The sequence below is a fragment of the Sphingopyxis sp. NFH-91 genome (genome assembly GCF_021401285.1).
GTDB classification, from domain to species: Bacteria; Pseudomonadota; Alphaproteobacteria; order Sphingomonadales; family Sphingomonadaceae; genus Sphingopyxis; species Sphingopyxis terrae_A.
Genome location: NZ_JACBGA010000010.1, coordinates 19,387 through 41,036, shown reverse-complemented (window position 1 = coordinate 41,036; position 21,650 = coordinate 19,387). Strand labels below are relative to the sequence as shown.

At 61.3% G+C, this 21,650-nt stretch carries 18 protein-coding genes; 7 read left to right on the top strand and 11 right to left on the bottom strand.

Translation table 11 applies throughout. The features are described 5' to 3' along the window. Positions 1–5 precede the first annotated feature (5 nt). On the top strand, positions 6–605 hold the full coding sequence (locus L0963_RS17460; RefSeq protein ID WP_234180882.1) for a lasso peptide biosynthesis B2 protein: 600 nt from the start codon (positions 6–8) through the stop codon (positions 603–605). After that, positions 524–2,293 carry an asparagine synthase-related protein gene (locus L0963_RS17455; RefSeq protein ID WP_234180880.1) on the top strand — a complete coding sequence of 590 codons (1,770 nt, stop codon included), beginning with the start codon at positions 524–526 and terminating at the stop codon, positions 2,291–2,293. Before L0963_RS17460 ends, L0963_RS17455 begins: the two co-directional genes overlap by 82 nt. A gap of 442 nt (positions 2,294–2,735) precedes the next feature. Here the strand turns inward: L0963_RS17455 and L0963_RS17450 are convergent, their stop codons facing one another. The 4 genes from L0963_RS17450 to L0963_RS17435 form a co-directional block, all read right to left on the bottom strand. Further along, positions 2,736–3,656, bottom strand: a complete 921-nt coding sequence (locus L0963_RS17450; protein ID WP_234180878.1) for a FecR family protein — start codon at positions 3,654–3,656, stop codon at positions 2,736–2,738. After that, positions 3,653–4,297, bottom strand: a complete 645-nt coding sequence (locus L0963_RS17445) for an RNA polymerase sigma factor (RefSeq protein WP_234180876.1) — start codon at positions 4,295–4,297, stop codon at positions 3,653–3,655. The genes L0963_RS17450 and L0963_RS17445 overlap by 4 nt, the downstream gene beginning before the upstream one ends. A gap of 234 nt (positions 4,298–4,531) precedes the next feature. After that, a complete protein-coding gene (locus L0963_RS17440) occupies positions 4,532–5,344 on the bottom strand; it encodes a TerC family protein (RefSeq protein ID WP_234180874.1) in 813 nt (270 codons plus the stop codon). A gap of 214 nt (positions 5,345–5,558) precedes the next feature. Further along, positions 5,559–6,485 carry a lipid kinase gene (locus L0963_RS17435; protein ID WP_234180872.1) on the bottom strand — a complete coding sequence of 309 codons (927 nt, stop codon included), beginning with the start codon at positions 6,483–6,485 and terminating at the stop codon, positions 5,559–5,561. A 369-nt stretch (positions 6,486–6,854) separates the two neighbouring features. On the opposite strand from L0963_RS17435, the gene L0963_RS17430 reads away from it, so the two are divergent. Both L0963_RS17430 and L0963_RS17425 read left to right on the top strand, forming a co-directional pair. Then, positions 6,855–7,220 (top strand): DUF736 domain-containing protein, encoded by a 366-nt coding sequence (locus L0963_RS17430; protein ID WP_234180870.1) that lies wholly within the window; start codon positions 6,855–6,857, stop codon positions 7,218–7,220. A 10-nt stretch (positions 7,221–7,230) separates the two neighbouring features. Beyond that, positions 7,231–8,160 (top strand): HEPN domain-containing protein, encoded by a 930-nt coding sequence (locus tag L0963_RS17425; RefSeq protein ID WP_234180868.1) that lies wholly within the window; start codon positions 7,231–7,233, stop codon positions 8,158–8,160. Positions 8,161–8,166: 6 nt separating this feature from the next. On the opposite strand, the gene L0963_RS17420 is transcribed toward L0963_RS17425, so the two are convergent. From L0963_RS17420 to L0963_RS17405, 4 genes are all read right to left on the bottom strand, one after another. Then, positions 8,167–8,397: an EexN family lipoprotein gene (locus tag L0963_RS17420; protein ID WP_234180866.1), complete on the bottom strand. Its 231-nt coding sequence runs from the start codon at positions 8,395–8,397 to the stop codon at positions 8,167–8,169. Positions 8,398–8,535: 138 nt separating this feature from the next. Further along, the gene (locus tag L0963_RS17415; RefSeq protein WP_234180864.1) at positions 8,536–9,261 is read right to left on the bottom strand and encodes a MarR family transcriptional regulator; all 726 of its coding nucleotides are present in this window, start codon (positions 9,259–9,261) and stop codon (positions 8,536–8,538) included. Positions 9,262–9,417: 156 nt separating this feature from the next. Further along, entirely contained in the window at positions 9,418–10,797 is a 1,380-nt protein-coding gene (locus tag L0963_RS17410; protein ID WP_234180862.1) for a hypothetical protein, read from the bottom strand. Positions 10,798–10,888: 91 nt separating this feature from the next. Further along, the gene (locus L0963_RS17405; RefSeq protein ID WP_234180860.1) at positions 10,889–11,365 is read right to left on the bottom strand and encodes a hypothetical protein; all 477 of its coding nucleotides are present in this window, start codon (positions 11,363–11,365) and stop codon (positions 10,889–10,891) included. Positions 11,366–11,371: 6 nt separating this feature from the next. On the opposite strand from L0963_RS17405, the gene L0963_RS17400 reads away from it, so the two are divergent. From L0963_RS17400 to L0963_RS17390, 3 genes are read left to right on the top strand one after another with little or no spacing between them, the layout of a single operon-like run. Next, positions 11,372–12,796, top strand: a complete 1,425-nt coding sequence (locus L0963_RS17400) for a MarR family transcriptional regulator (RefSeq protein WP_234180859.1) — start codon at positions 11,372–11,374, stop codon at positions 12,794–12,796. Then, complete coding sequence (locus L0963_RS17395; RefSeq protein ID WP_234180856.1) at positions 12,796–13,704, top strand: antitoxin; 909 nt, start codon at positions 12,796–12,798, stop codon at positions 13,702–13,704. The genes L0963_RS17400 and L0963_RS17395 overlap by 1 nt, the downstream gene beginning before the upstream one ends. 52 nt (positions 13,705–13,756) lie before the next feature. Then, the gene (locus L0963_RS17390; protein WP_234180854.1) at positions 13,757–14,473 is read left to right on the top strand and encodes an SDR family NAD(P)-dependent oxidoreductase; all 717 of its coding nucleotides are present in this window, start codon (positions 13,757–13,759) and stop codon (positions 14,471–14,473) included. A 10-nt stretch (positions 14,474–14,483) separates the two neighbouring features. Here L0963_RS17390 and L0963_RS17385 read toward each other — a convergent pair whose 3' ends face one another. From L0963_RS17385 to L0963_RS17375, 3 genes are read right to left on the bottom strand one after another with little or no spacing between them, the layout of a single operon-like run. Next, a complete protein-coding gene (locus L0963_RS17385) occupies positions 14,484–17,420 on the bottom strand; it encodes a YecA family protein (protein ID WP_234180852.1) in 2,937 nt (978 codons plus the stop codon). Then, positions 17,417–18,202, bottom strand: coding sequence for a hypothetical protein (locus tag L0963_RS17380; protein WP_234180849.1), 786 nt, complete (start codon positions 18,200–18,202; stop codon positions 17,417–17,419). Before L0963_RS17380 ends, L0963_RS17385 begins: the two co-directional genes overlap by 4 nt. Before the next feature lie 39 nt (positions 18,203–18,241). Continuing rightward, a complete protein-coding gene (locus L0963_RS17375) occupies positions 18,242–21,205 on the bottom strand; it encodes a TrlF family AAA-like ATPase (protein ID WP_234180846.1) in 2,964 nt (987 codons plus the stop codon). Between the last annotated feature and the right edge of the window lie 445 nt (positions 21,206–21,650).

Genomic DNA, 21,650 nt, shown 5'->3' with positions numbered 1-21,650 from the left:
CGGATATGATCTTTCTCGATCTCCGGCGCGACCGCTACGTCCTCATGACGGATGCCCGGCGCGCGGCATTCGATCGGCTTCTCGCCGGCAAGCCCAACGACAGTGATGCTATGACGCTGCTCGTCGACACCGGCCTCTTCGTCCGCGGCGATTTTGGTTTTCGTATCGAAGCGCCCGCAATCGACGTTCCGACAGACGATCTCAGCCGCCCGGACTCCGAGCGGAGCGGCCTTCGATCGCTCTTCGGCGCCTGGCGCGCATTGGCTTGGGCTGCGCGGGCGCTGAAGCCCGACCGGCTACCTTCGACTATAGAGCAACTGCTTCGCGACAAGCGGCTTCTGGACAGAAGCGGACACGAGAGTGAACTGAGAGCGTTGGGGACGACATTCGCGCGCTCGCGGACCTTCGTTCCGATCGCGCCCCGCTGCCTTGTCGATTCGCTCGCGCTATACCGGATGGCGCTTCACAGGAGTCTCGCGCCAACGCTCGTCTTCGGAGTGCGCACCAATCCCTTCGCGGCGCATTGCTGGCTCCAGTCGGGCGCATATGTCCTGACGGGAACGGCGGAGGAGGCACGAAACTATCAGCCGATTCTGGTCGTATGATGGAGCGCGCTATCCTCGGATTTCTAGGCGGCGAACCTTTGGCCACAGAGCTTGCAGTGGCAGCCGGTAGGCATGGTCTGCGTTCGTTGGACCGCCTCGTTCCGGAACTAGCGCTTTTCGCAGGTGATGGCGTCCGTATATCGATCCCCGATCCGGGACGCCTGTTTCTTGGCGATTGGTTCGAGAATTCGCGCTCGACTTCATGGGGCAATTATCTCGAGTTTATGGTGGACCAGGCCGGAGGTCTGACGATCCGGCGGGCTCCGATCACCGGGATGCCGCTATACTGGCTGGAGGCAGCGGGAGGGGTTCTGCTCTTCTCGCACCTCGAGCTGATTGAAGCCTTCAGCGTCGCCCTCTCGGTCGATGAGGAATATCTTCGTTACCTCCTGTCGTTCAGCAACTTTCGCACGGCGAGAACCGGGCTGTCGGGGGTCCAGGAGCTTCTGCCGGGAACGGCGCTCATCCTTGGCCGCGGGCTTCCGACAACCGAGACTTTCTGGTCTCCATGGCCGCATGCGCGAGAGAGCGTGGGTGAGGTTGACGCCCCGATGCTTCTTGAGCAAAGCATTCGTACTTGCGTTTCGGCTTGGGCCGACAGTCGCGACAGCATCGTTGTCGAGTTGTCCGGCGGCCTCGACAGCTCGATCGTCGCGGCCGCGCTGGCGCAGGGCGGACACGCCTTTTCCGCCGCGACGATCGCGACGGCCAGCCCCGATGGCGATGAAAGACGCTTTGCTCGCGCCGTCTCCGAAAGATGCGGCATCGACCTTGTCGAATATTTGCATGGCGACGCTGTGCTCGACCTCACCGCAGGCCCTGCGTTCCTGGCACCGCGCCCGGCCACCTATGGCGTCCTCGCGGGGATCGACGCGGCTCTCGGTTCGGCGACCAATGAGATGTCGGGGTCCAGCATCTTTACCGGGATCGGTGGAGACAATGTCTTCGCGATCAATCGGTCGATCATGCCGGCGCTCGATGCGTTGCTTTCGCTCGGTCCGCGCCCGCGCAGCCTTGCCGCTCTCAATGATTGCGCTCGTCTCTGCAATGCAACCGTCTGGAGGGCAGCCCGGGCCGTCTGGCGGCAGTGGCGCGCCGGCAGAGATGCCGCCTGGCCTCGCGACGATGGATATTGCGTGCGGACCATGCTCCCCGATGAACCGCTGCCGCACCCATGGGACGAGGTCGTGGATGACCTCCCCGTCGGCAAGATCCGTCACGTACAATCTATCCTGCGCATTGGCGACTTTCTGGATCGTCCCGGGCGTTGGTACGGACGCGATGTCGTCGCTCCGCTGTTGTCGCAGCCGGTGGTCGAGCTTTGTCTCGCCATTCCGTCCTGGGCCTGGGTCGCCGGCGGCCGTGATCGGGCGGTTGCGCGCGCAGCCTTTGCGAGCCACCTCCCCGGCATCGTCGCATGGCGCCGCAACAAGGGGCGGCTCGAGACGATGTGCGCCGAGGCGTTCCTGGCACAGCGCCGCGCCCTTGCGCCCATATTGCTGGAGGGGCGGCTCGCACGCGAGGGTCTGATCGATCGGAAGAGGGTTGAAGCCTATCTGGCGCGCGAGCGGATCGAGGGCGACTATGACTATTTTCGTTTGCTCGAACTCGCCGATATCGAACTTTGGATCGCATCGGTTTCAGATTTGGGCGGCGGGAAATTCAGGCCGGTCCAACGCTCATACTGAGCTATTTTGGCAGGATCGGGATCGACGTAGCCCTGCAGCCAGAAGCGGAACCAGTCGAGGTTGCGCTGGTACACAGCAAGCTTCTGCCTTGGCTCGGCCTTGATGTGCGGGGCGAAAGGGCGGCGTCGGGAGAGAGGCGCCCGCGGACACGGTTGCTGCGTCGGCCTTCGAGCAGGCTCGAAGCCGCGATGACCTCGCGGCCGGATATGTCCGAATATTTGCGAAGTGCGTCGCTAAGGCGCTGGGCCTCGATATTGTACGTCAGCTCGCCCGTCTGCGCGCACGCGCTGGGTGCATAGAGTGCGGTCGCCGAGACGCCCGAAGCCAGAACGGCCGCGAAAAATTTCATCGTCATTCATCCCTCCCGTGCGGCCGATTTTGGCCGTCTGAAGGGAAAAAATGACGGGTGCTCCGAACACCCTATGGGTTTTTCTTGGGTGTCCTACTCGGATTTCGCGCTGAGAATCGGTCCGTTCGTACCGAACTCGACCTTGAGATCGAGCGCGGCGCCGAGCTTCAGCGCAAGTTTCCGGGCATCGGTCATGTCGAAGCGGCCCGTTACCTGTAGCGACGCCAGCGCCGGGTCGGCCAAGCTGATCGTGACGCCATTCTCCCGGCCCGCGCGGTCGAGGATCGCACCAAGCGGGAGATTGTCGGCCCACAGCGATTTGGCCGGGGCGTTCGCCTCCTCGCCAGTGATCGGCTGGGGGCCGGTCGACCTGACCTCGGCGCGTTCGCCGGGACGGAGGCGAAGTGCCTTTCCGCCTTCGAGGCGCCGCACTTCGACCGAGCCTTCGACAAGCGCGATGCGCGGAACATCCGCGCGGAGATCGACCTCGAAGATGGTACCGAGCGCGCGCGTGACCGAATCTCCGGCCTCGACGAGGAAGGGACGCGATGCGTCGTGCGCGACTTCGAACCTGGCGCGGCCGTCATGCAGGATGACGCGGCGTTCGCCGTCCGAGAAGCGCGTCTCGATGCGGGCGCCGTCCATCAGGGTCACGCGCGTCCCGTCGGCGAGCCTTTTCTCGCCTTGCGCCGAATTGGTGGCGATGATCGGCTGATCGCCGTCGCGACCGACCAGATACCAGGCGAACCCGACCGCGATCACCGCAGCGAGGATCGTGGCAAATGCCCATCGCCGCCCGCCGGGTTCACGCTCCCGAGCATCGGCGCGAACATCGGCCGCGATCCGCGCGGTCGACATGTCTCCAGCCCAGGTCCAATTGTCGCGCGCTTCGTCATAGGCCTTGGCATTGCCCGGCTTGGCCAGCCATTCGTCGAACGCCGCCCGGTGCTGGTCGGCATCGGGGCCTATCATCTTGTCGAGCCAGGCGGTGGCTTCGCTATCGGCGCGGCTCACTGCTTACCCCGCGCGCGTTTGATGGCGGCAAGGGCTTTGGTCATGTGGCTTTCGACCGTCTTCACGCTGATTCCCTTGATTCGAGCGATCTCGGGATAGCGTAGTCCTTCGAAGCGATGCATCAGGAAAATCTCGCGCGTGAGCGGAGATAGCCTCGAAATGGCTCTTTCTGCCCGGCGCAGGACGTCGCGCGCCTCGAGCGCGGCGTGCGGGTCGCTCGATCCTTCATGTTCATCGCTGAAACTGTCGTGCTGCGACCGGTGGCGGCGCCCGTCGGCGCGACCATATTCGGCGAGGAGCATCCGGGCGCTCTTCACGAGATAGGCTCCGGGGCCTTCGACCAGCGCAGCGAGGCCGCCGCGCGCACTCGCAAAGCGGCTGAAGACTTCCTGCACAAGGTCGCCGACATCCTGGTTCGGGGCGCGTCCGCGGAAGAAGCGGGTGATGTGCGGCCGGTGCTCGGAGTAGATCGCCTCGATGCGCGCCGAGCGCCCGACCCGCTCCCAATCCTCCGGCGGCAAGGGGTCGCCGCCGGCAATTCCCGGTCGCTCGCTGTCCTTGTCCTCGAAGTCCATACCTGCCGCCTTCCCGTTCGGGACGAAGGCGGCAAGCCGGGCGTTGAGAACTTGCTTAGCGAACAAGCGCCGCCGCCTTTAGCCCGAGGGCTTGGACATGCGCAGCGGCCACCCGGCAGGATGGAATAGGAAAACTAAGCTAAGCAGGTTCTCACGCCTGGCACCGTGCGCCTTGCCCGATGCACTTCAAAGCATAGCCTTGCCGCAGCGGCATGCAAGCCGACTGCACCGAGATAGATCCAGATCGAGTCTATTCTCCGGAAACGACGGCAGAACAGCTTCGGTGCTGCCGGGCGTCGACTATTTCGTTTCGGCGGTTTCGCCCGAGGCTTTTGCAAGCGCGACCCGCTCACGTCTGCGCCGCGCCCAAATATTGAGCCCTTCCACCCCGGCCGAAAATGCCATGGCGGTGTAGATATAGCCCTTGGGCACCTTTGCTCCGAAGCCGTCCGCGATCAGCACGACACCGATCATCAGCAGGAAACCGAGCGCCAGCATCACGACGGTCGGATTGTCGCGGATGAAGTTTGCCAAAGGGTCGGCCGCGAGCAGCATGACGAGAACCGCCGAAACCACCGCGATCACCATGATCGGCAGATGTTCGGTCATGCCCACGGCTGTCAGGATCGAGTCGACCGAAAAGACCAGATCGAGCAGCAGGATCTGGACGATCGCCGATCCGAACGTCAGCGCCTTCTTGCCCGCGTTGAAGACATCGTCGTTCGGGTTTGGATCGACATTATGGTGGATTTCGGAAGTCGCCTTCCAGATCAGGAAGAGGCCGCCGGCGATCAATATGATGTCGCGCCAGGAAAAGGCGGTCTCGAAGCTTGGCTTGCCATAGGCATCCGGCGCGCCCTGCAATCCGAAATCGACGACGATCGCCGTCAGCCCGACGAGCCAGGCAATCACCGAAAGCAGCGCGAGGCGCATGACCAGCGCCAGCGAGATGCCGATGCGCCGGGCTCTCTGCCGCTGGGCTTCGGGCAATTTGTTGGAGATAATCGAGATGAAGATGAGGTTGTCGATGCCGAGGACGATTTCCATCACCACTAGCGTCAACAGTGCCGCCCAGACCGCGGGATCCTGAAACAGGGTGACCAAGCCTTCCATGTCGAACGCCCTTCCTCAGCGATGCTGCCACAGAACCGGTCGCGCAAAGGTGCAGATCGATGGGAACGCAGACAATTGCACCGAGCGTCGCTCGATGCGGTCCGACATCACGGCCGTCGCTGTACGACCGTCAGAGGGGCCCGGCCCGCGCTTCGCGATTTACGGCAAAGCCGTCCTTCTCACAAGGGCTTCGCGGCGGATCGCCGATCCTCGCTCAATGGTGATAGAGTGGGAATTGCCGCGCAGTGACGGGGCATTCGCACGGTGCGAGTACCGAAATTGCGCGGGGTAAAACTCGGAAATGCGCCGGCGTCGCGGTGACGATCTCACCGTCGGTGTTCACCGGCATCGGCCGCCGGGTCTCGATATCGAACTCGACACATTTGGCGGTGCGCACTTCCTTCCACGCCCCATGCGTGCCGGAGCGGAAGGCGCGAAGCATGAGGGCGAGCTTCCAGAGATTTTTGACCTCGAGACTATAAAGATCGAGCGTGCCGTCGTCGATCGCGGCATTCTCCTCTACGACGTTACCTCCCCCGTAGAGACGCCCGTTGCCGATCGCGACCTGATAGGTGCTGACGGTCCTCGACTCGCCCTTCTCGCGGATCCTCGCCCGGAACCGCTGGGCAGCCAGGATGACCCGCAGCGCGGCGACGGCATAGCCGAGGCGGCCGAACCTTTTCTTGATCGCCGGGTCGAGCTTCTGCGCAAGTTCACTGCTGATCCCGATACTCGCGACATTGAAGAAGGCATGGCCATTGACCGTGCCGACATCGATCCGTCGGCTGTGACCCTCGACAATGACGTCGGCCGCCGCTGCGAAGTCGAGCGGGATGGAAAGGGTGCGCGCCAGGTCATTCGCGGTTCCGGCGGGAATGATTCCCAGCGGCAGGCCGCTCTCGATCACAGCCGGCGCAGCGGATGAGATCGAACCGTCGCCGCCGCACACGACAATGATATCGGCGGTCTGATGCAAGCGTGTCACGTCGCGTGCAATTTCGGGCAAGCTCTCGAACGGCTCGACCGTCACCAGAAGGCCGCCCGCAGCGAGACGCTCGCGAACGGGAACCAGCGCCTGCTCTCCCTGCCGCGCCTTCGCATTGTGCAGCACGAGGGCGCGCGTACCTTTTGGCCACGGCATCGACACGATCCTGTTCAGCAGAGTTACGACCGTCGAGCGCGTGCCTTCAGAAGAACCACGTCCGATAGAGCAGGCCTATATATCGCCGCGACGAGGCCGGGAAGCATCCGTATCGATGCAGCCCCTTTTTCGGCTTCGTCATATCCTTGGCGCGATCGCTCGCCCTTATCGCTCTTCCACTGTCTAAGTTCGATCGGTCCCACCCAAGAACGCTCCGCCAATCTGGTCGGCGGCGGCGCCCGCGCAAGCGAGGCGTAGCCTCACTCCTCCGCTGCGCTTCGGCCCTTCGGGTGCGCAAGCGCCTCAAGCCGCCGACCCGCCCGGCTGCACGCCCGGGATGGTCCCGGGCAAATCAGCAGGAGTATCGACATGGCGAGCATCGGCATCGTCAGCGGCAGCATCGAGAAGGGCTTTGTGGGCCAGCTCATAACGCTTTCGATCAAGGCACCGATCGAGATACGCCCCAACCGCGGCAAGGCGAGCGATGTGCAGCCCGACTATCGCGTTTGGTCCGATGGCGTCGAAATCGGCGCCGGCTGGATCCGCGTCGCCGAGCAATCGGGGCGACCCTATGTCTCCCTTTCGCTCGCGACCCCCGAGTTCGGGCCGCGGGACAGGATCGCGACGATGTTTTCGCGATCATCTGGACACCCGCCGACTGAGCGGCGGCCATCTTGCGGCATCCTTGCGCATCGGAACAATCTTCCGGGTGCAAGGGTGCCGCCACCTTGTTAGGGTGACCCCAATGCAGAGCAGCCTCGAACATCTTCCCCCGCACAAGCAACGCGAGATCGAGCGCGTCGTCGAGATCATCTTCGAGGAATTCGAGGATGCGCTGGCGCTCGCGACGCAGGACTGGAAGCGCAAGGGCCGGATTTCCAAGATCATCCTCTACGGCAGCTATGCACGGGGTGGCTGGGTCGACGAGCCGCACACGGCGAAGGGCTATCAGTCGGACTATGACCTGCTGATCATCGTCAATGACAAGCGGCTGACCGATCGGGCGGACTATTGGTCGAAGCTCGACGATCGGCTCATTCGTGAGTTGTCGGTGACGAAGCGGCTCCGCACGCCGGTGAACTTCATCGTTCACAGCCTCGACGAGGTGAATTCCGGCCTTACGCAGGGGCGCTATTTCTTTATCGACGTCGCTCGTGACGGGATCGCGCTATACGAGGCCGACGGGAAGGAGCTCGCAGAACCCAAGCCTATGACGCCGCATGCAGCGCTCGAGATGGCGCGCGAGTATTTTGACGAGTGGTATCCTAGCGGAGCGCAGTTTCTTCATCACTATCGAAGCGCTGTCACTGAAGGGTGGTTGAATAATGCCGCCTTTCAGCTTCATCAGGCGACGGAACGATATTACCACTGCATTTTGTTGGTATGCACTTTCCACACGCCGCACATCCATAACCTTGTTTTTCTGCGCACCCAGGCCGAGCGGATCGACGACCGGTTGATCGAGGCATGGCCGCGAGAAGTGAAGGCCGACCGATCGCGCTTCGAAAAGCTGAAGGAAGCGTACATCAAGGCGCGCTATTCGAAGCATTACGCGATCACCGCGGACGAACTGGAATGGCTCGGCGCGCGGGTTCAGCACCTCGCCGATATCGTCGAGATTATCTGCCGTGACCGCATCGCTGAGCTTGAGGCAACAGCGCGTCAGGCAGGCTGAGGCCCGTTACTTCTTTCCGCGAAAGCGCTCGAAGCGAGCCTTGCCCTCGGCAGTCTCGACCGCGACATTGGCATTGCTGCATTCATCGCCGCGCATATCGCCAGCCGTGCAGCTTTGGACGACGTTGCGCGCCTCATCGAGATTGGCCTCGAAATATTGAACGCTGCGCGGCTCGGGCTCAGCGCATGCTGACAGGGTCGCCAGGCTGGCGATCGCCAGTATCTTGAAATCGATCATCACTACCTCCGATGAACGAACCTAGCGCCGACGGTCAGGTCCATGCAGGGGCGTGGCGGCAGATAGAACCAGATTGGGGCTAATTGTGTCGGTCTCTTCAGGTCTTCGATCAGGATCGAAAGTGGAACGCCGCCGTGGCTATGGCGCGGGAGCGGCCACAATGGATACTGTGCCCGCGTCGCTTACGAACAGGACCGTCAAGCGCACCCTGTCTAATCCGCCCCTGATTTCCTCGGTGAGAGTCCGATATCGCGGGAAATCGGGAAACGCCAAGGCGACCGTGGCGTTCGGATATTCATTTTGCAGTCGCATGCCCTTGAGCAGGGCGTGCGAGAACCATTGCTGGGCTTGCAGGGAAGGACTGGTGCGCTTCTTCTCCCCAGCGCGTCTCGGATCGCGATACTGTGCTGAGGGATAGCCCTTGACCTCGACCAGCAGCGTCGCTCCCGACCGCTCAGCGTGGATGTCAGGCCCCGGTTCGCGCGATGCCGTGTCCGCGCACCGGACGATCGTCCATCCGTCGCGGATGAAATGTGCCGCGAGCTTCTCGACGACATTCCCCTCCCAGAACCAGTCCGTCGGGAGGATAGAGGGCAGCTTCGTGGCCCTCGCTGAATGTGCGTCGGTTATTGGTTCAGCTTCGCCAGAAGCAGGGTAATTGCCGATCTTGCCTTGCCCGTTGGGGCGCCGCTCAAGTTGTCCGCTCTGGACCAAGGCCCTGCAAATCTGATTGACGGTCTGACGTCGCGTGATGTGAAGCGCCTGCGCAATTTCGTCATCGTCACGGCCAGCAAACCGGCTCACAAAATCCAACACGCGTTCCCGATGCCCCATGCCTGGAGATTGGGCGGCGACGCCGGTCAATTCAAGCGCATTCCTCGTTGTGTGAGGTCCTTTCGGCTGTTTCTGAAACTGCCATTGGGCTTGGAGCGCGAACAATTATCCCGCATCTGAAATGCGCGAAAATCCCAATTGCGGTTCATCGGCAGGAGCGGGCTTCTGCTGGCCCGGCAGCGCTCGCTAATCGTCGCCGCAAACCACCTCGAACGCGACAGTGCCGGTTATTGGATCGATGGGCTCGTTGGCGGTAATTTCGAATTCGGCTTCAAACGACTTGATGTCTTCGGCAGTCGCGAAAGAAATGACGAATGAGTCGAACGTCAAGCTATGGTTGTGCTTCAGCTCGTCTGCCGAGAAAGTGACGCGGCGTTCGGTTGGATGGACCCGCGTGGACCGTAACATCCAGCCAGGATTAAGCGAGGTTGGAATGTCTATCCCGACATGGCGGATGATTGCGGTGCCCGGCCCCATTGGGCGCAGGGGAGGCGCTTCTGGTGGTTCTGGCTCGGCCGCGAATTTCTCATCATCGTCGTAGAGGACGATCCCCTCGGGGAAATAGATATCGACGTCGATATCGGTCGCCGGGAGGGTGCCGTTGTTTTCGAGACGCAGATTGACCTGGAAGCTCCGGAGGCGGAGGCGCTCGAAGTCGACGCGTTTCTCGAGAAATCTAGCGTAAGAGGCATAATAGGCCTGAACGTGCCTGTTATATCCCTCTGTTTCTTCCGTCGTCCATTGCGAGACGGGCCGCTTGTGGCCGAGGCTGTCCAGAATGCCGATTTGGCTGGACATGGTGATTCTTGCTGGACCGATGCGGCCGCCTTTGGCCGGTAGTGGAAGAAGGGGCGTTTCCTTCTTGATATCTTCCAGCGTCCGCACGCCGAGGCTGGTCACTTTCTGGCTTATGTGCTGCGGCCCTTCGACATCTCCATCGAGGGTGACGCTCAGTTCGGGCATTCGGTTCGTGCGCCGTTCGTCTTCTCGCATCTTCTTTTCCGCAAGCTTCAGGCCCGGTAAGATCGCCCTGCGAAGGTTGATCTTCAGTTCAGCCGCAACCTCGAGCCTCCGCTCTTCGGGGGCATCTTTGTGCAACTTATAGATGATCGGTGCCCGCCAGTGGCGCAAATCGAACGGAAGATATTTCAGGGCTGCGCCTTCTGCCCCGTTCATCACGAGCACGATCCGCTCATGTTCCAGCACGCGAAGGGCGTAGCCGAGTTCGATCATGACGTTGGGATTTGGAACCCGCTTGCCCGCCGCGGTTTCAGTGATCGGCGTAACGTCGGCGACGAAAACCGCCGCCGCGCGGATTTTGCGGAGAATCGTTTCGGCGATCGGCGGTGATCCGCCTACACCGTAGGTGTCGTGATCGACCTCGACGCGGCCGTCGTCGGCGGGAAGATCGTCCGCCTCGTCCTCGTCGTCCACTTCGGGCCTTTCGGCGTCCTCGGTATCATCTTCGCCGTTGAGGCTGCGCGCGACGTCGGCGATGACCTCGCGTACAAAATGTCGACCCGCGTTCTGCGGCGTGTCGCTTTGCCAAGACCAGAAAATCTTCATTCCCGGAATGTAGGCTGAGGTGACGTCATGTGAAAGTGGTGCAACGGTTTAAGAGCGGATGATCAGCATGCCCATTTGGGGCACGGCGTGGTTAGAACTTCGACAGCATCGAGGTCACTTTGAAGGTGCCGAAAAAGCAGTGTGCGATGGTGATATGTCCCCCGAAACCGGCGTGGCCGAAGATTTCGGCGGTGTAGATCCGCTCGTTCTGCAGATTTGGTTTGCCAAAGTCGAAACTGTCGATTGGCGGACCGCTATAGAATGCGCCGATCGCTGCTTCGAGCAATTGCACGGCGGGATCAGCGTCGCTCGTGAATGCATGATAAATGTGCCCGATCCGGTAGCTGGTGGGTAAGGGCGACTTCTGCGATTTGTAAATTAGCCCGCACGAAAGGGCCGTGAAGAAGTCGTCAAACCGTCTCTTGTTGACGGGATATTTCACCCCGTCGCTATTCGGCTTTGCGCCCGCCGCAAGCATTTCCCGAAACTTGTCGCCATTGAATGAGAGCTGGGGAACCACCTTCGCTTCCCAAACCTCGCGCGCGCGATTGCTCGGCGAGGCGTTCATGCAGATATGCGCCAGGACATAGAGATCGTCGTTCGATTTTGCGTTGTTGTGGTGAGGACAAGATCGCACCGTCAGCAGCTGATCGCGCTCGCCCTCGGGAAAGAAGGCCTTGGGTGGGATATGCTCCTTCGTAGTCCCTTTGCTGGTACAGCCCTGATAATAGCAGGTCATTCGCGTCCTTCCCGGAATTTCGGTAATTATGAGGCTATTGCGATTTGGGCAAAATCCGCGCCAAAGATTTTTCTCATTTTTTTAATGCAAATTTTCTGCGCAGCAAATATCAACGTTTTTCCGAATATTCACTTTTATGCTGATTTTTGCTGGACACAAAATATGGCCGAATTTGAAAATTCTCAGCGCGAATTGCTCGATGCGCTTTTGGAGGCGCTTTTGGCGCTGCCTCAGTCGCACGCGCAGATCGAGCGATATGAGGTCGAAATTGGGCCGCGCGGCCGCGCCGATGCGCTGATTGGTGCATTTATCAACCGCCAGCCGCTGCTCCTGCTTGTCGAAATCAAGGCGCAGCTTTTTCCGCGCGATGTGCGCGAAGCAATCTGGCAGCTTCGGAATAATCAGGCCCATCTCAGCAATTCCGGGGACGACCGGGAAATTATTCCCTTTTTCGTCGCTCGTGCCATCTCGCCGGGCGCTCGAGAAATCTTTCGGGAAGAGCGCGTCGGATATTTCGACCTTGGAGGCTCGCTTTATATTCCGGGCAAAAAGGCATTTATATTCCTCGATAAACCGGCTCCGAAAAAAGGGACTAAGAAATTCGATTCCATTTTTCAGGGCCAAAAAGCGCGCGCACTCCATGAAATTTATGAGAGGCGGCAGGACTGGTTGGGCGTGAAGGATCTCGCCGATGCGAGCGGCGTTTCGCCAGCCACGGCTTCCGAGACCCTCACGGAGCTCGAACGGCGCGAGTGGGTCGATGTGCAGGGCGCGGGTCCGTCGAAACAGCGTCGCCTGCGCGCCGCACGGCCCCTTCTCGAAGCCTGGACCAGCTATGCGAGCGATCAGAAGGCGCCGACGGTGCGGCGTTACTATGTCCCGAAAGGGAGTGACGCACTGGCGCTCGCGCTGCGCCTTGATCAGGCGTGCGACGAGGCGAAGGCCGCCTATGCGGTCACCGGCGAAGTCGCCGCTCAAATCTATGCCCCCTATCTCTCGTCGATCTCACAGCTCCGTTGCCGGATCGAGCCCGGGCAGAAGCTGATCGAGGCGCTGCTCAATCTCGACGCGCGGCCGGTCGCTGAAGGATGGAACCTCGGCATCATCGAGGCGAAGAGCCGGCGCGATGTCGCGGTGGGCCAACGGATCGACGGCGTCTGCTACGCGCCGCCGCTGCAGGTCTATCTCGACCTGCTCCAGGCGTCCGGCCGTTCCCGTGAAATGGCGATGCACCTCCGTAGCGAACGTCTGGATAAATAATGCCCAAACCACAGACGATCAGCGGCTATGAAGACATGGTCACCGACGCGTGCGAGCGCGTGCTGGTCACGCTCCTGCGCGGGCTTGGACCATGGAAGGATTCGGTCTTTCTCGTCGGCGGTCTCGCGCCGCGCTATCTCGTGACCGCCCGGCCTCCGAAGGTTCCGAAACATGCGGGTACGGGCGACGTCGATATCGTCGTCGACGTCGGAATCCTCACGACGACCGAAGCCTACAGCACGCTTGAAGAAAATCTGAAGGCGATGAACTTCGAGCGCGCCGAGAATGACAAGGGTGCGAAGCAATCCTGGCGGTGGCGCGCCGAGATCGAGGACGGCACGACGATGATCCTCGAGTTTCTGGCGGACTCGCCGGAACTTGGAGGCGGCAAGGTCAAGGAACTGCCTTCGGACGGAAATGTCTCGGCGTTGAACATCCCTCACGCGTCCATGGTGTTCTACCATCACGGGACCGTCGAAATCACGGCGGACCTGCTGAACGGTAAGGGCCGTGCCACCGAGGTCGTGCGCTACGCTGATATCGTCACCTTCACCTGTCTCAAGGCCTTTGCTTTCGATCAGAGGTTCGAGCGCAAGGATGCGCACGACCTGATCTACTGCATCGAGAATCTGGAAGGTGGCGTCGGCGCGGCGCAATCCGCATTCGCGGCTGCACTGACCGGTCCGCATGCCGAGGCGATACGCGAGGCTCTTACTCGCTTGGCGGCTCGCTTCCGCGATCCCAATCCCGACGAGAGCTATTTGCGCGACGGGCCCGTCGCCGTGGCAAGTTTCGAAGACGACGAAGCCGATGTCTCGGCCGACCACGATCTGCTGAACGCCCGGATCTTGCGGCAGCGACATGCCGCGGAAATTATGGCCGACTTTCTCGGAGCATTTGAAATCTGATGACGAAGGCTGTGATCGGAGTCATGTTCCGGCGCATTCCAGGAGCTTGACCGTGAACAGAGCGATCATAGTCGGCGCGAGTTCGGGGATCGGCCGAGAGCTGGCGATGCTGCTCTCGCGTCATGGCTACTCGGTTGGCGTCACCGGTCGGCGCCGCGACCTGCTCGCCGATCTCGCTGGCAATTCTTCCGGTTCGATAATCTACGAGGCTTTCGATGTGGCCGACACGAACGCGATGCAACGCGGACTCGCCGCCCTGATCGAGCGGCTTGGCGGGCTCGACTTGCTGGTGATCAGTGCCGGGGTCGGCCACATAAATGCCGATCTTGACTGGGCGGCGGAACGCGAGACGATCGCGGTGAATGTGGAGGGGTTCGCGGCCGCGGCCAATATCGGCATGCAGCACTTCCTCGCTCAAGGCACGGGGCATCTTGTGGCCATTTCGTCGATCGCGGGATTACGCGGCGGCGGCGACGCGCCTGCCTACAATGCGTCCAAGGCCTTCGTCTCCAACTATATGGAGGGGCTTCGCCAGAACATGGCACGCCGGGGCTTGCCGATCGCAACGACCGACGTGAGGCCCGGCTTCGTCGACACCGCAATGGCGAAGGGTGACGGACTCTTCTGGGTTGCGTCGCCTGAAAAGGCGGCAAACCAGATCTACGGCGCCATTCGCGCCCGCAAATCTCATGCCTATGTCACCAAACGCTGGCGGCTCGTCGCTGGCCTGATGAAATTTCTGCCGAAGGCTATCTACGATCGCCTCTAGCCGCTCGCGATCACCGCCCGTGGCAGATTTTGAATTTCTTGCCAGAACCGCAGGGACATTTTTCGTTGCGGCCGACCTTTTTCCTCGGCTCAACCTCTCCGGGGGTACCGCGACGCTGATCGAACAGCGCCTGCAAAGGGGCAGGAATCACAACTTGGCGCTGCGGGGGACCGCCCTCGCGCCGAACCTCGCGAATGATGGCCTTCTGCTCCTGGAAAGCCGCGCGATGGTTCGGATCCATCGCGTCCTCGAACGGTAGCAGCCGCTCGACCTCATTCGCCGCCGCATCATGCTCGCCACAGTACGCAAGAACCACCGCATATAGAGCGCGAGCTTCGAGAACGCGTCCCGCGAGGCCCGCGCCTTGCAAGATGGGGAATATGTTCCGTTCGAAGGCTTCACGGGCGCTTATGAAGTCGTTCACCCGGACCAGTTCTTCGACAAGATCGAGACCAACCCGGACGAACGACTGGTAGGATTGCGACAGCTCGTAGAATTTCATCGCATGGATGCGCGCAAGAGTAGATCGTTGGCTCCGCCGACCCAAGGCCTGCGCGTAAAGATCGTGACTGTCTGCCAGATGCTTCAGCCGATCGGTGAGATCTTCGTCTTTACGGAGAAGCTCCCGAAGTTCGGGGGCGTTTCGTCCTACCACATCGCTGGGCCTGATCCCGAGCTCCCGATAATATTCGTCGATGAGGGCGAGTGCCTCACTTACCGCTGTATCGTTGTCGCCGAGCTTGAAGAGGGCGAGGGCGCGATTGTAACGAAACACGCGCAGATGTTCGGGCTGGTCGGGAAGTCGGTCCGCAACTTGGTCAAGCATGGCCCGGACGCCATCAATGTCGCCAAGCTCGGACAAGAGCAACATCTGCTTCATGCCCCAGGCCATCCACTCCTCGTCGCCGAGCTCGTTCGCCCTCAGCAGCGATTCCATCTCGTCGACCCGCTCCCGGCCGGCCTCATAATCTCCCTCCCGCAGATCGTTGAAGACCAGGCCGTCGAGCGCCCACAGTCTTGTCTCGGCATCTCCGTTCGGATCGGCCGCGATCGTCAGCAGATAGGGTTCGATTTCCGGCCAGACCCCGAGTTCGTGGAACAATTCGTCTGTGGCAAACTGCACCAATATTCTCGCCTGACCGAGAAGCCCGAACAGACGGATGAGCAGTCCTAACTTCGCGAGGCTCCAGTTGGTCCGGATCGAGCTTACGATGACCCGCTGCAGCGAGCCCAAGGCTTTCTGCTCGAAGTCCTGACCCTTTGCCGAGACGTCCGCCTTGCCGAGAATCCTCACCGCGTCGTGAATTTTTAAGCCGCTATTCCCGAATAATTCCAGCGCACCCGTTGCGGGAAGCGCGCGCAACCGGGCCGTGGCCGCCTTCGCGTCGATGTCGCACGCGGCTTGAAGCAAGGCACTGGCTTCGTCCCGTGAGAGCGCGACATCGGCGAGGCTCAGGACCGCGATCGTTTCTCTGTCGGCCGGCGGCAAGCCTTCGAACGCGCGCCTCAGGATAATCTCTTGAGCCGTCTCGACGATATTGGTCTGCTGCTCGATATCCGTACAAAAGGCCCGAATATCGCCGCCATATTCGCGCGCCGCGATCGTCGCCGCGTTGAGCACATAAAATGGCAGGCCTCCGGTAATTCTGGATAGCCGCTCGCAATCGCCGAAATCGGCACGGCAACCAGCATCTCGAACTGCCGCCGCGATAGTGTCTTCGTCCCAGCCGTTCAGAGTCTCGGCTTGAATATCTAGTCCTGCTTCGAGTTCGGCGATGTGCCGACCCGGTTGGCTCAGCAGGACAAATCGGAGATTGGGGCCCCGTGCTACCAGCGCCTCTATATCGGCCGCGGGAATGCGGTGGCTGTTATCGATGACGACAGCCGCGTGAAGGCCGTCTTCGCCGAGCTTGATGCTCAGTGCGCTCACCATGTCCAATCCGCTCGCGCCCGGCAGAAGAATTTCGCCGAGCTTGTCGTTGGAGCGACCGAACATCTTCGCCGCCACTTCGCGCGCTACCGCTGACGCGAGCGCGGGTCCCGGCGTGTCCCCAACGTCGAGATAGGTGACCGGGAGCGCAGCATGGACCGCGGCCTCGGCCATCCAGGCGGTTTTCCCCGAGCCCGAAAGTCCCGCTATGATGCGGACGGGCTGGTCACTTAGCAGGGCGGGTTCGTCGACCTGGGCGCGGTACACCGGGGGGGGCGCCGGAAGCTGCTGCATCTGGACCACGAGCTGCTCGAACAGGTCCGGCAATTCCTCGCGGGAAAAACTGTGATCCTCGCGCGGAGGCGTGCCAGCGGATGCGAGCATGACCATGGCGGCCAACTTCCAGGTCAGCGTCTCCGGCCTGAGCAACCCGAATGGCAGCTGCGCCGCGAGATCCGAGCAATATGCAGCCATACCGGCAACATTGTCGGTAGGTCGAGGCAGGCAATTGTCGGAGGGCTCAGGACCGCCTGGCCAATGCAGCTCGACATCGTCTGGCCAGTCATCCGCGGCAATCTTCTTGAGCAGGGCTGGCGACGGAGGCGCATTCGTCGCGATCACGAATCTCGCGTCGCCAGCTCGCAGGCCGTTCTGATGCTCCGCACGTATGTCCTCGAAACGCTCTAGTGCTCCTGAAATATCACTGGGGTTGAGGACGTCCTGCCGCGTTTTGACCTGAGCATAGATACGGGCGTCCGGAAGCTGGACTTCAATGTCCTCGTCCCGCTCGACGATGATATGTTCGGCTCCCGCCTTTCCCGCGAGGAGAAGGCACGCTGCCGCGTAAAGATGCTGGTAGAGGAAACCCCTGTGTACGGCCTCGATCCGGATGAGTTGGCGCTCGTCGAGAACGAGGAGTTCGTCGACCGGTGGCTGTGGGCGTCCTGCCTCATCCTCCGCGCGGTCATCGGCCGCATTGTGACCGGAATTGTCTCCGGGATCTTCTGACGCGGTCATCGTGTCGTGAAGGCTGCGACGACCTTGTTCGTCCCGTCCATGAGCAGGCCGCACTGAATGTCGGCGACCAGGACCGTCGAATTCACCGTGATATCGGTCGGATTGCTGATCGTCGTCTTGCCATAGGGGTAGGTGGCGCGAACGACATTCGGGAGCTTCGGCACGACAACAAAGGCAATCTTGGCTTGGGGTTTGAAGGCTTGCGCTTCGGCGACGCTCATGGGGACGGTCCCGATGACCCCACCCTTGTTGGCGATGAAAAGCTCTTCGCCATAGCGCGCCGGTTCCCCCTCGAAGATTGCCTTCTCGGTCCGGGTAATCTTGCTGATGGTGGCCTTTGCCCCGAAGCCATTCTGCGCGGAATAGGTGCCGGTCGTGACCTCGCTGCTCGAAATCGTCACGTCGAGGTTGCTGAGGGTGCTGGCCTTCGGACTTTCGACTTTTGCATAATAGAAGGTGTCCCAAGCGCTGAAGTTCGTATTGTCGAACAGATAGGACTTCACCTCGAAGGCTCCGAGATCGGCATTATAGGCCAGATATTCCGCGCCTTCGATCTTCTTCGAGATGATGAGGGGGCCGGAGCCGCCCGCTGCTGCGAGCCGGGCGCGGTATGCATCGCTGGTCTCGAATTCGTCCTTCGGCGCGACGGGCTTGATGGACGCGATAGCCTGGTCGAAGGTCTGGGGCTGCACCATGGTGCCCGTATAGGCTGCACAGCCCGATTGCGCCTGCGCCAGTCCCGGCGCGCAGATCAGCGCCGCAGCCAGAATGATTTTCCTCATTGGTTTTGCTCCCCCTTGAGCCCGTGCAAAATATCGAGACTAACGCTCCAGGCGAACGCGCAGGCGCCGTGCGCGCTCGCGAAACGCATGTTCCCCGCCCTCGAGAATGTCGCAGACCATCTTGCGGATCGGTGCATCTTCGAGGCCGCCGCTCGCATAGGTGATCTCGGGCAAGCCATCCCCCGGATGCGGGCCGGCCGATGCAACGATGACCTGATCGGCGTCGGTGTTGATCACCAGATTGGCATTATGCGTGACGATGATGACCTGGCGCTTCGCCTTGGCCTTGAGGAACAGGCCGACGAGTTCATCATAGATCGACTTGGGATCGAGATTTTCCTCGGGCTGATCGATGATCAGCGGCCGCTCATCTGCGTTGTCGAGCGCGAGGTATAGTAGCAGGAGTACGATGCCGCGCGTGCCCGGCGAAAGTTTGCGGATGTCCACCCCATCATAATCTACGCTGTATCGGACTTCGATATGATCGGTGCCATAGAGCCAGCGCGCGAACAGCTTGAGCCAGCCGCGGAATGCGGCGGGATCGCTGCGCTGTGCGAGAGCATGTTCGAAGAAGCTCTTCTGATATTTTTGGCGAAACTCCTTCAGCGCCTCGGTCACTTCTTCGGCGGTTCCGCTCTCCCAAACGCCGCGAAGCTCGTCATTCGCAGCCTCGAGCAATTTGCCCTCGCCGCGGAACGGGCCCTGTCGGCGAAGGTCCAGCAGATCCTCGCCGCGCTTTGCCCACTCCGCCATGTCTGCTCGGCGGGTGACAGTGAACGCAAGCTTCCCGAGCGTCCCGCCCGTCTCGTCCATTCGCGCCCGGATGGGTGCGTAAAGGTCGTTGAGGACCTGCTGTTCCGAAAACACCGCTTCGAAGATCCGCCGGTAGCTTGACTGCCTTTCCGTAGGCAGGCCCTTGGCGCGCTCCTCTGCGCCCTCATAGTCCTTCAGCTTGTCCTGCAGGACCGAGAGCAATTCGGTCTCGGTCGTGATTTTCGTCGACAGGGAATTGAACCGTTCGCGTGTTTCCTTGTCGACGTTTATGATATCGCCGAGCCGCCGGATTTCCGCATCAAGCCGGCCAAGGGGAAGTTTCGTCAGATCGGCATCGTCGGCGATGAGCGGGGTCGCTGGATCGGTGATTGCGATATCGATCCCGCGCCACCCGTCACGGTTCTTCCGGGTGGAGGACAGGTTGTCGTTGATGATGCCGTCCACATTGCCGCTGTACTGCGTCAGAAACGGGTCCCACGCCTCTCCGGCTATGCCGGCATCCTTGTGGCGCTCTTGCGCATCGCGCAGATTTTCGGGCGCCTGATGGGTCCGGAAGTCCGAAACCTCGTCCTGGACGAGTAGCAACTTCTGCTCGCGATTGGTCAGGCGCCTAACCCGTGCGCGCACCTCGTTTGCCGCCTCGGTCAGGGCCTCGAGGCGCTTGATCCGGTCCTCGCTGCCTTTGCGGACAAGCTTGCCGCGGTCATCGGTGAGCTGGGTAATCTTGAGCTTCTTCTCGTCGACCTGCTTCCGAATGGCCACGATCTGAGATTGCTTCTCGAGCTCGATGTTGATCCGGTCGGACAATTCCTCGAGCTTCTGTTCTTCGCGGCGTCGCGCCTCGCGGAACCGGGCTGCCTTGAGGTCGCGAAGGTCCGCAAAATCGACGGCGCCCTCGCGCTCGGTCGGGCTGTGCGCGTCAAAGACCACGCGCTCGACTTCCGACAACAGGCCATCGGTCATTCCCTCCGGTGAGCAGAGCGATTCCACGAACTGCTGTGTCAGGTATCGAGCGCGGGCGTAGCCGTCCCATGCCGCCGCGGCATTATCGAGGCCGCGTTCGGTGACAACGCCATTGCCCCAATCGAGCTTCACCGTCGCATCGTCGAGATATTCGCTCGCCCGAACCAGGAACGACTGCATAGGGAGCTGGTCGGCATGGGCATCGCAGCCCGCTGCGATCATGTCGGCCAGCGCGGTCTTGCCGGACCCGCGCGCACCAATGATCGCGACGAGGCCCGGGTTGAGATCGATCACCGAATTAGGGGCCCACGGCGCATTCGTCAGGGTCACACGGCGGATCGTCTCGGACGGCGCAGCTGCGGGCGGCGCCTCGGTCCCGACGTAAGCGCGGCCTTCGGGATCGATGCAGGCCTGCTTCAGTCCGTCGAATGTCGCCGCCCCCTTGATCCAGGTATAGCGGTCGCCATCGGGCGCGCCCGTTCGTTCCACAGAATGCCCGTCGCTGCCGTGCATGCACGGCTTGAGCCCGCCGTAGGTCTCGCAGATATGCTCGCGACTGGTTTTTCGGCCGAGCCAAAATTCACGTTGCGCCGGGCTCGACGCGAACATGATGTGAGCAAAATGTTCAATCTGCTGGCGCAAAGCCTGGTCTGCGCCATCTTGAAGTCCCGATGTCCCATCGCCCTTCGCGCCGGCGACCGCGATCAGGATATTCTCCTGCGCCCAGCTCATCCCCTTATATTCTTCACGGAGCTGATCGAAGCTTACCTTGAATTGTTCGGAGCCGTGGCGAAGCGCTGAACGATCATCGGTCAGCTCGGAATTGAGCGACCGTCCCAAGCGGATCAGCTCCGAAGGATTGCAGGCGAAGGTGTCGGTCGTGGTCTTGAAGGTCAGGCGCTGAAGGAAGCGCGTGAGCTGCTCGATATGATCGGGATCGTCGGGGCAGACGAGCAGATGGGCGTTGATCCACGACCGCGCGGTTCCCACGCTGAACCGAAGCTCGATATTCGGAAAGATCAGGTCGCAGTCCTTGAGGCGACCTTGCTCCTTGCGCGCGCGAACCTCCTTGTAGAGTTCAAGCCCGTAATAGTCGGTAATACCGAGCGCGCGGATCGCCGGCGTCGCACCCTCGATCGCGGCAAGATAGGCTTCCCAATCGCCCTTGAACTGGTCGTTGAAGATCGTGCCCGGGGCGTGGACGTGAGGATCCCATCGCAGCCACAACGATCCCGGTCCGATCGATTCCTCTTCCCCCACGGTCATGGCGCGGCACGCTATCGTCAACAGGGGGGAAACGGAAGTGCCGGCGCCAGATCAAACCATTTTGGATCTATTTTGTGCCGGGGCCTGCGGCCTGATCGCAGGGCGGCTCGGGCTCGCCGGAACCGCAGGACTTGCCGGCCGTTTCCCAGTGGCAACGTCCATAGGAGCTGTCATGGCAAGCGCACCGCCCGACCCGCATCCCGATTCTCCCCCGACCGGCCCCGAGCAAGTTCCGGAGCAGGTTCCCCTTCCTGATGATGACGGTCGGGAAAGTGTCGAGGACGTGCCTGACGCAGAATGATTGGCGAGCTGCTTGGCTTCTCGCTTGCGGCATGGCGCCCGCATATCTGCGGAGCGGAAATGGTAAGCCCCGCTACATCTCTGCAGCTGGGCTTCCCTAGATTTCATCCGAAGATGCCATCAAATTCTGCCATTCTTTCGTCTG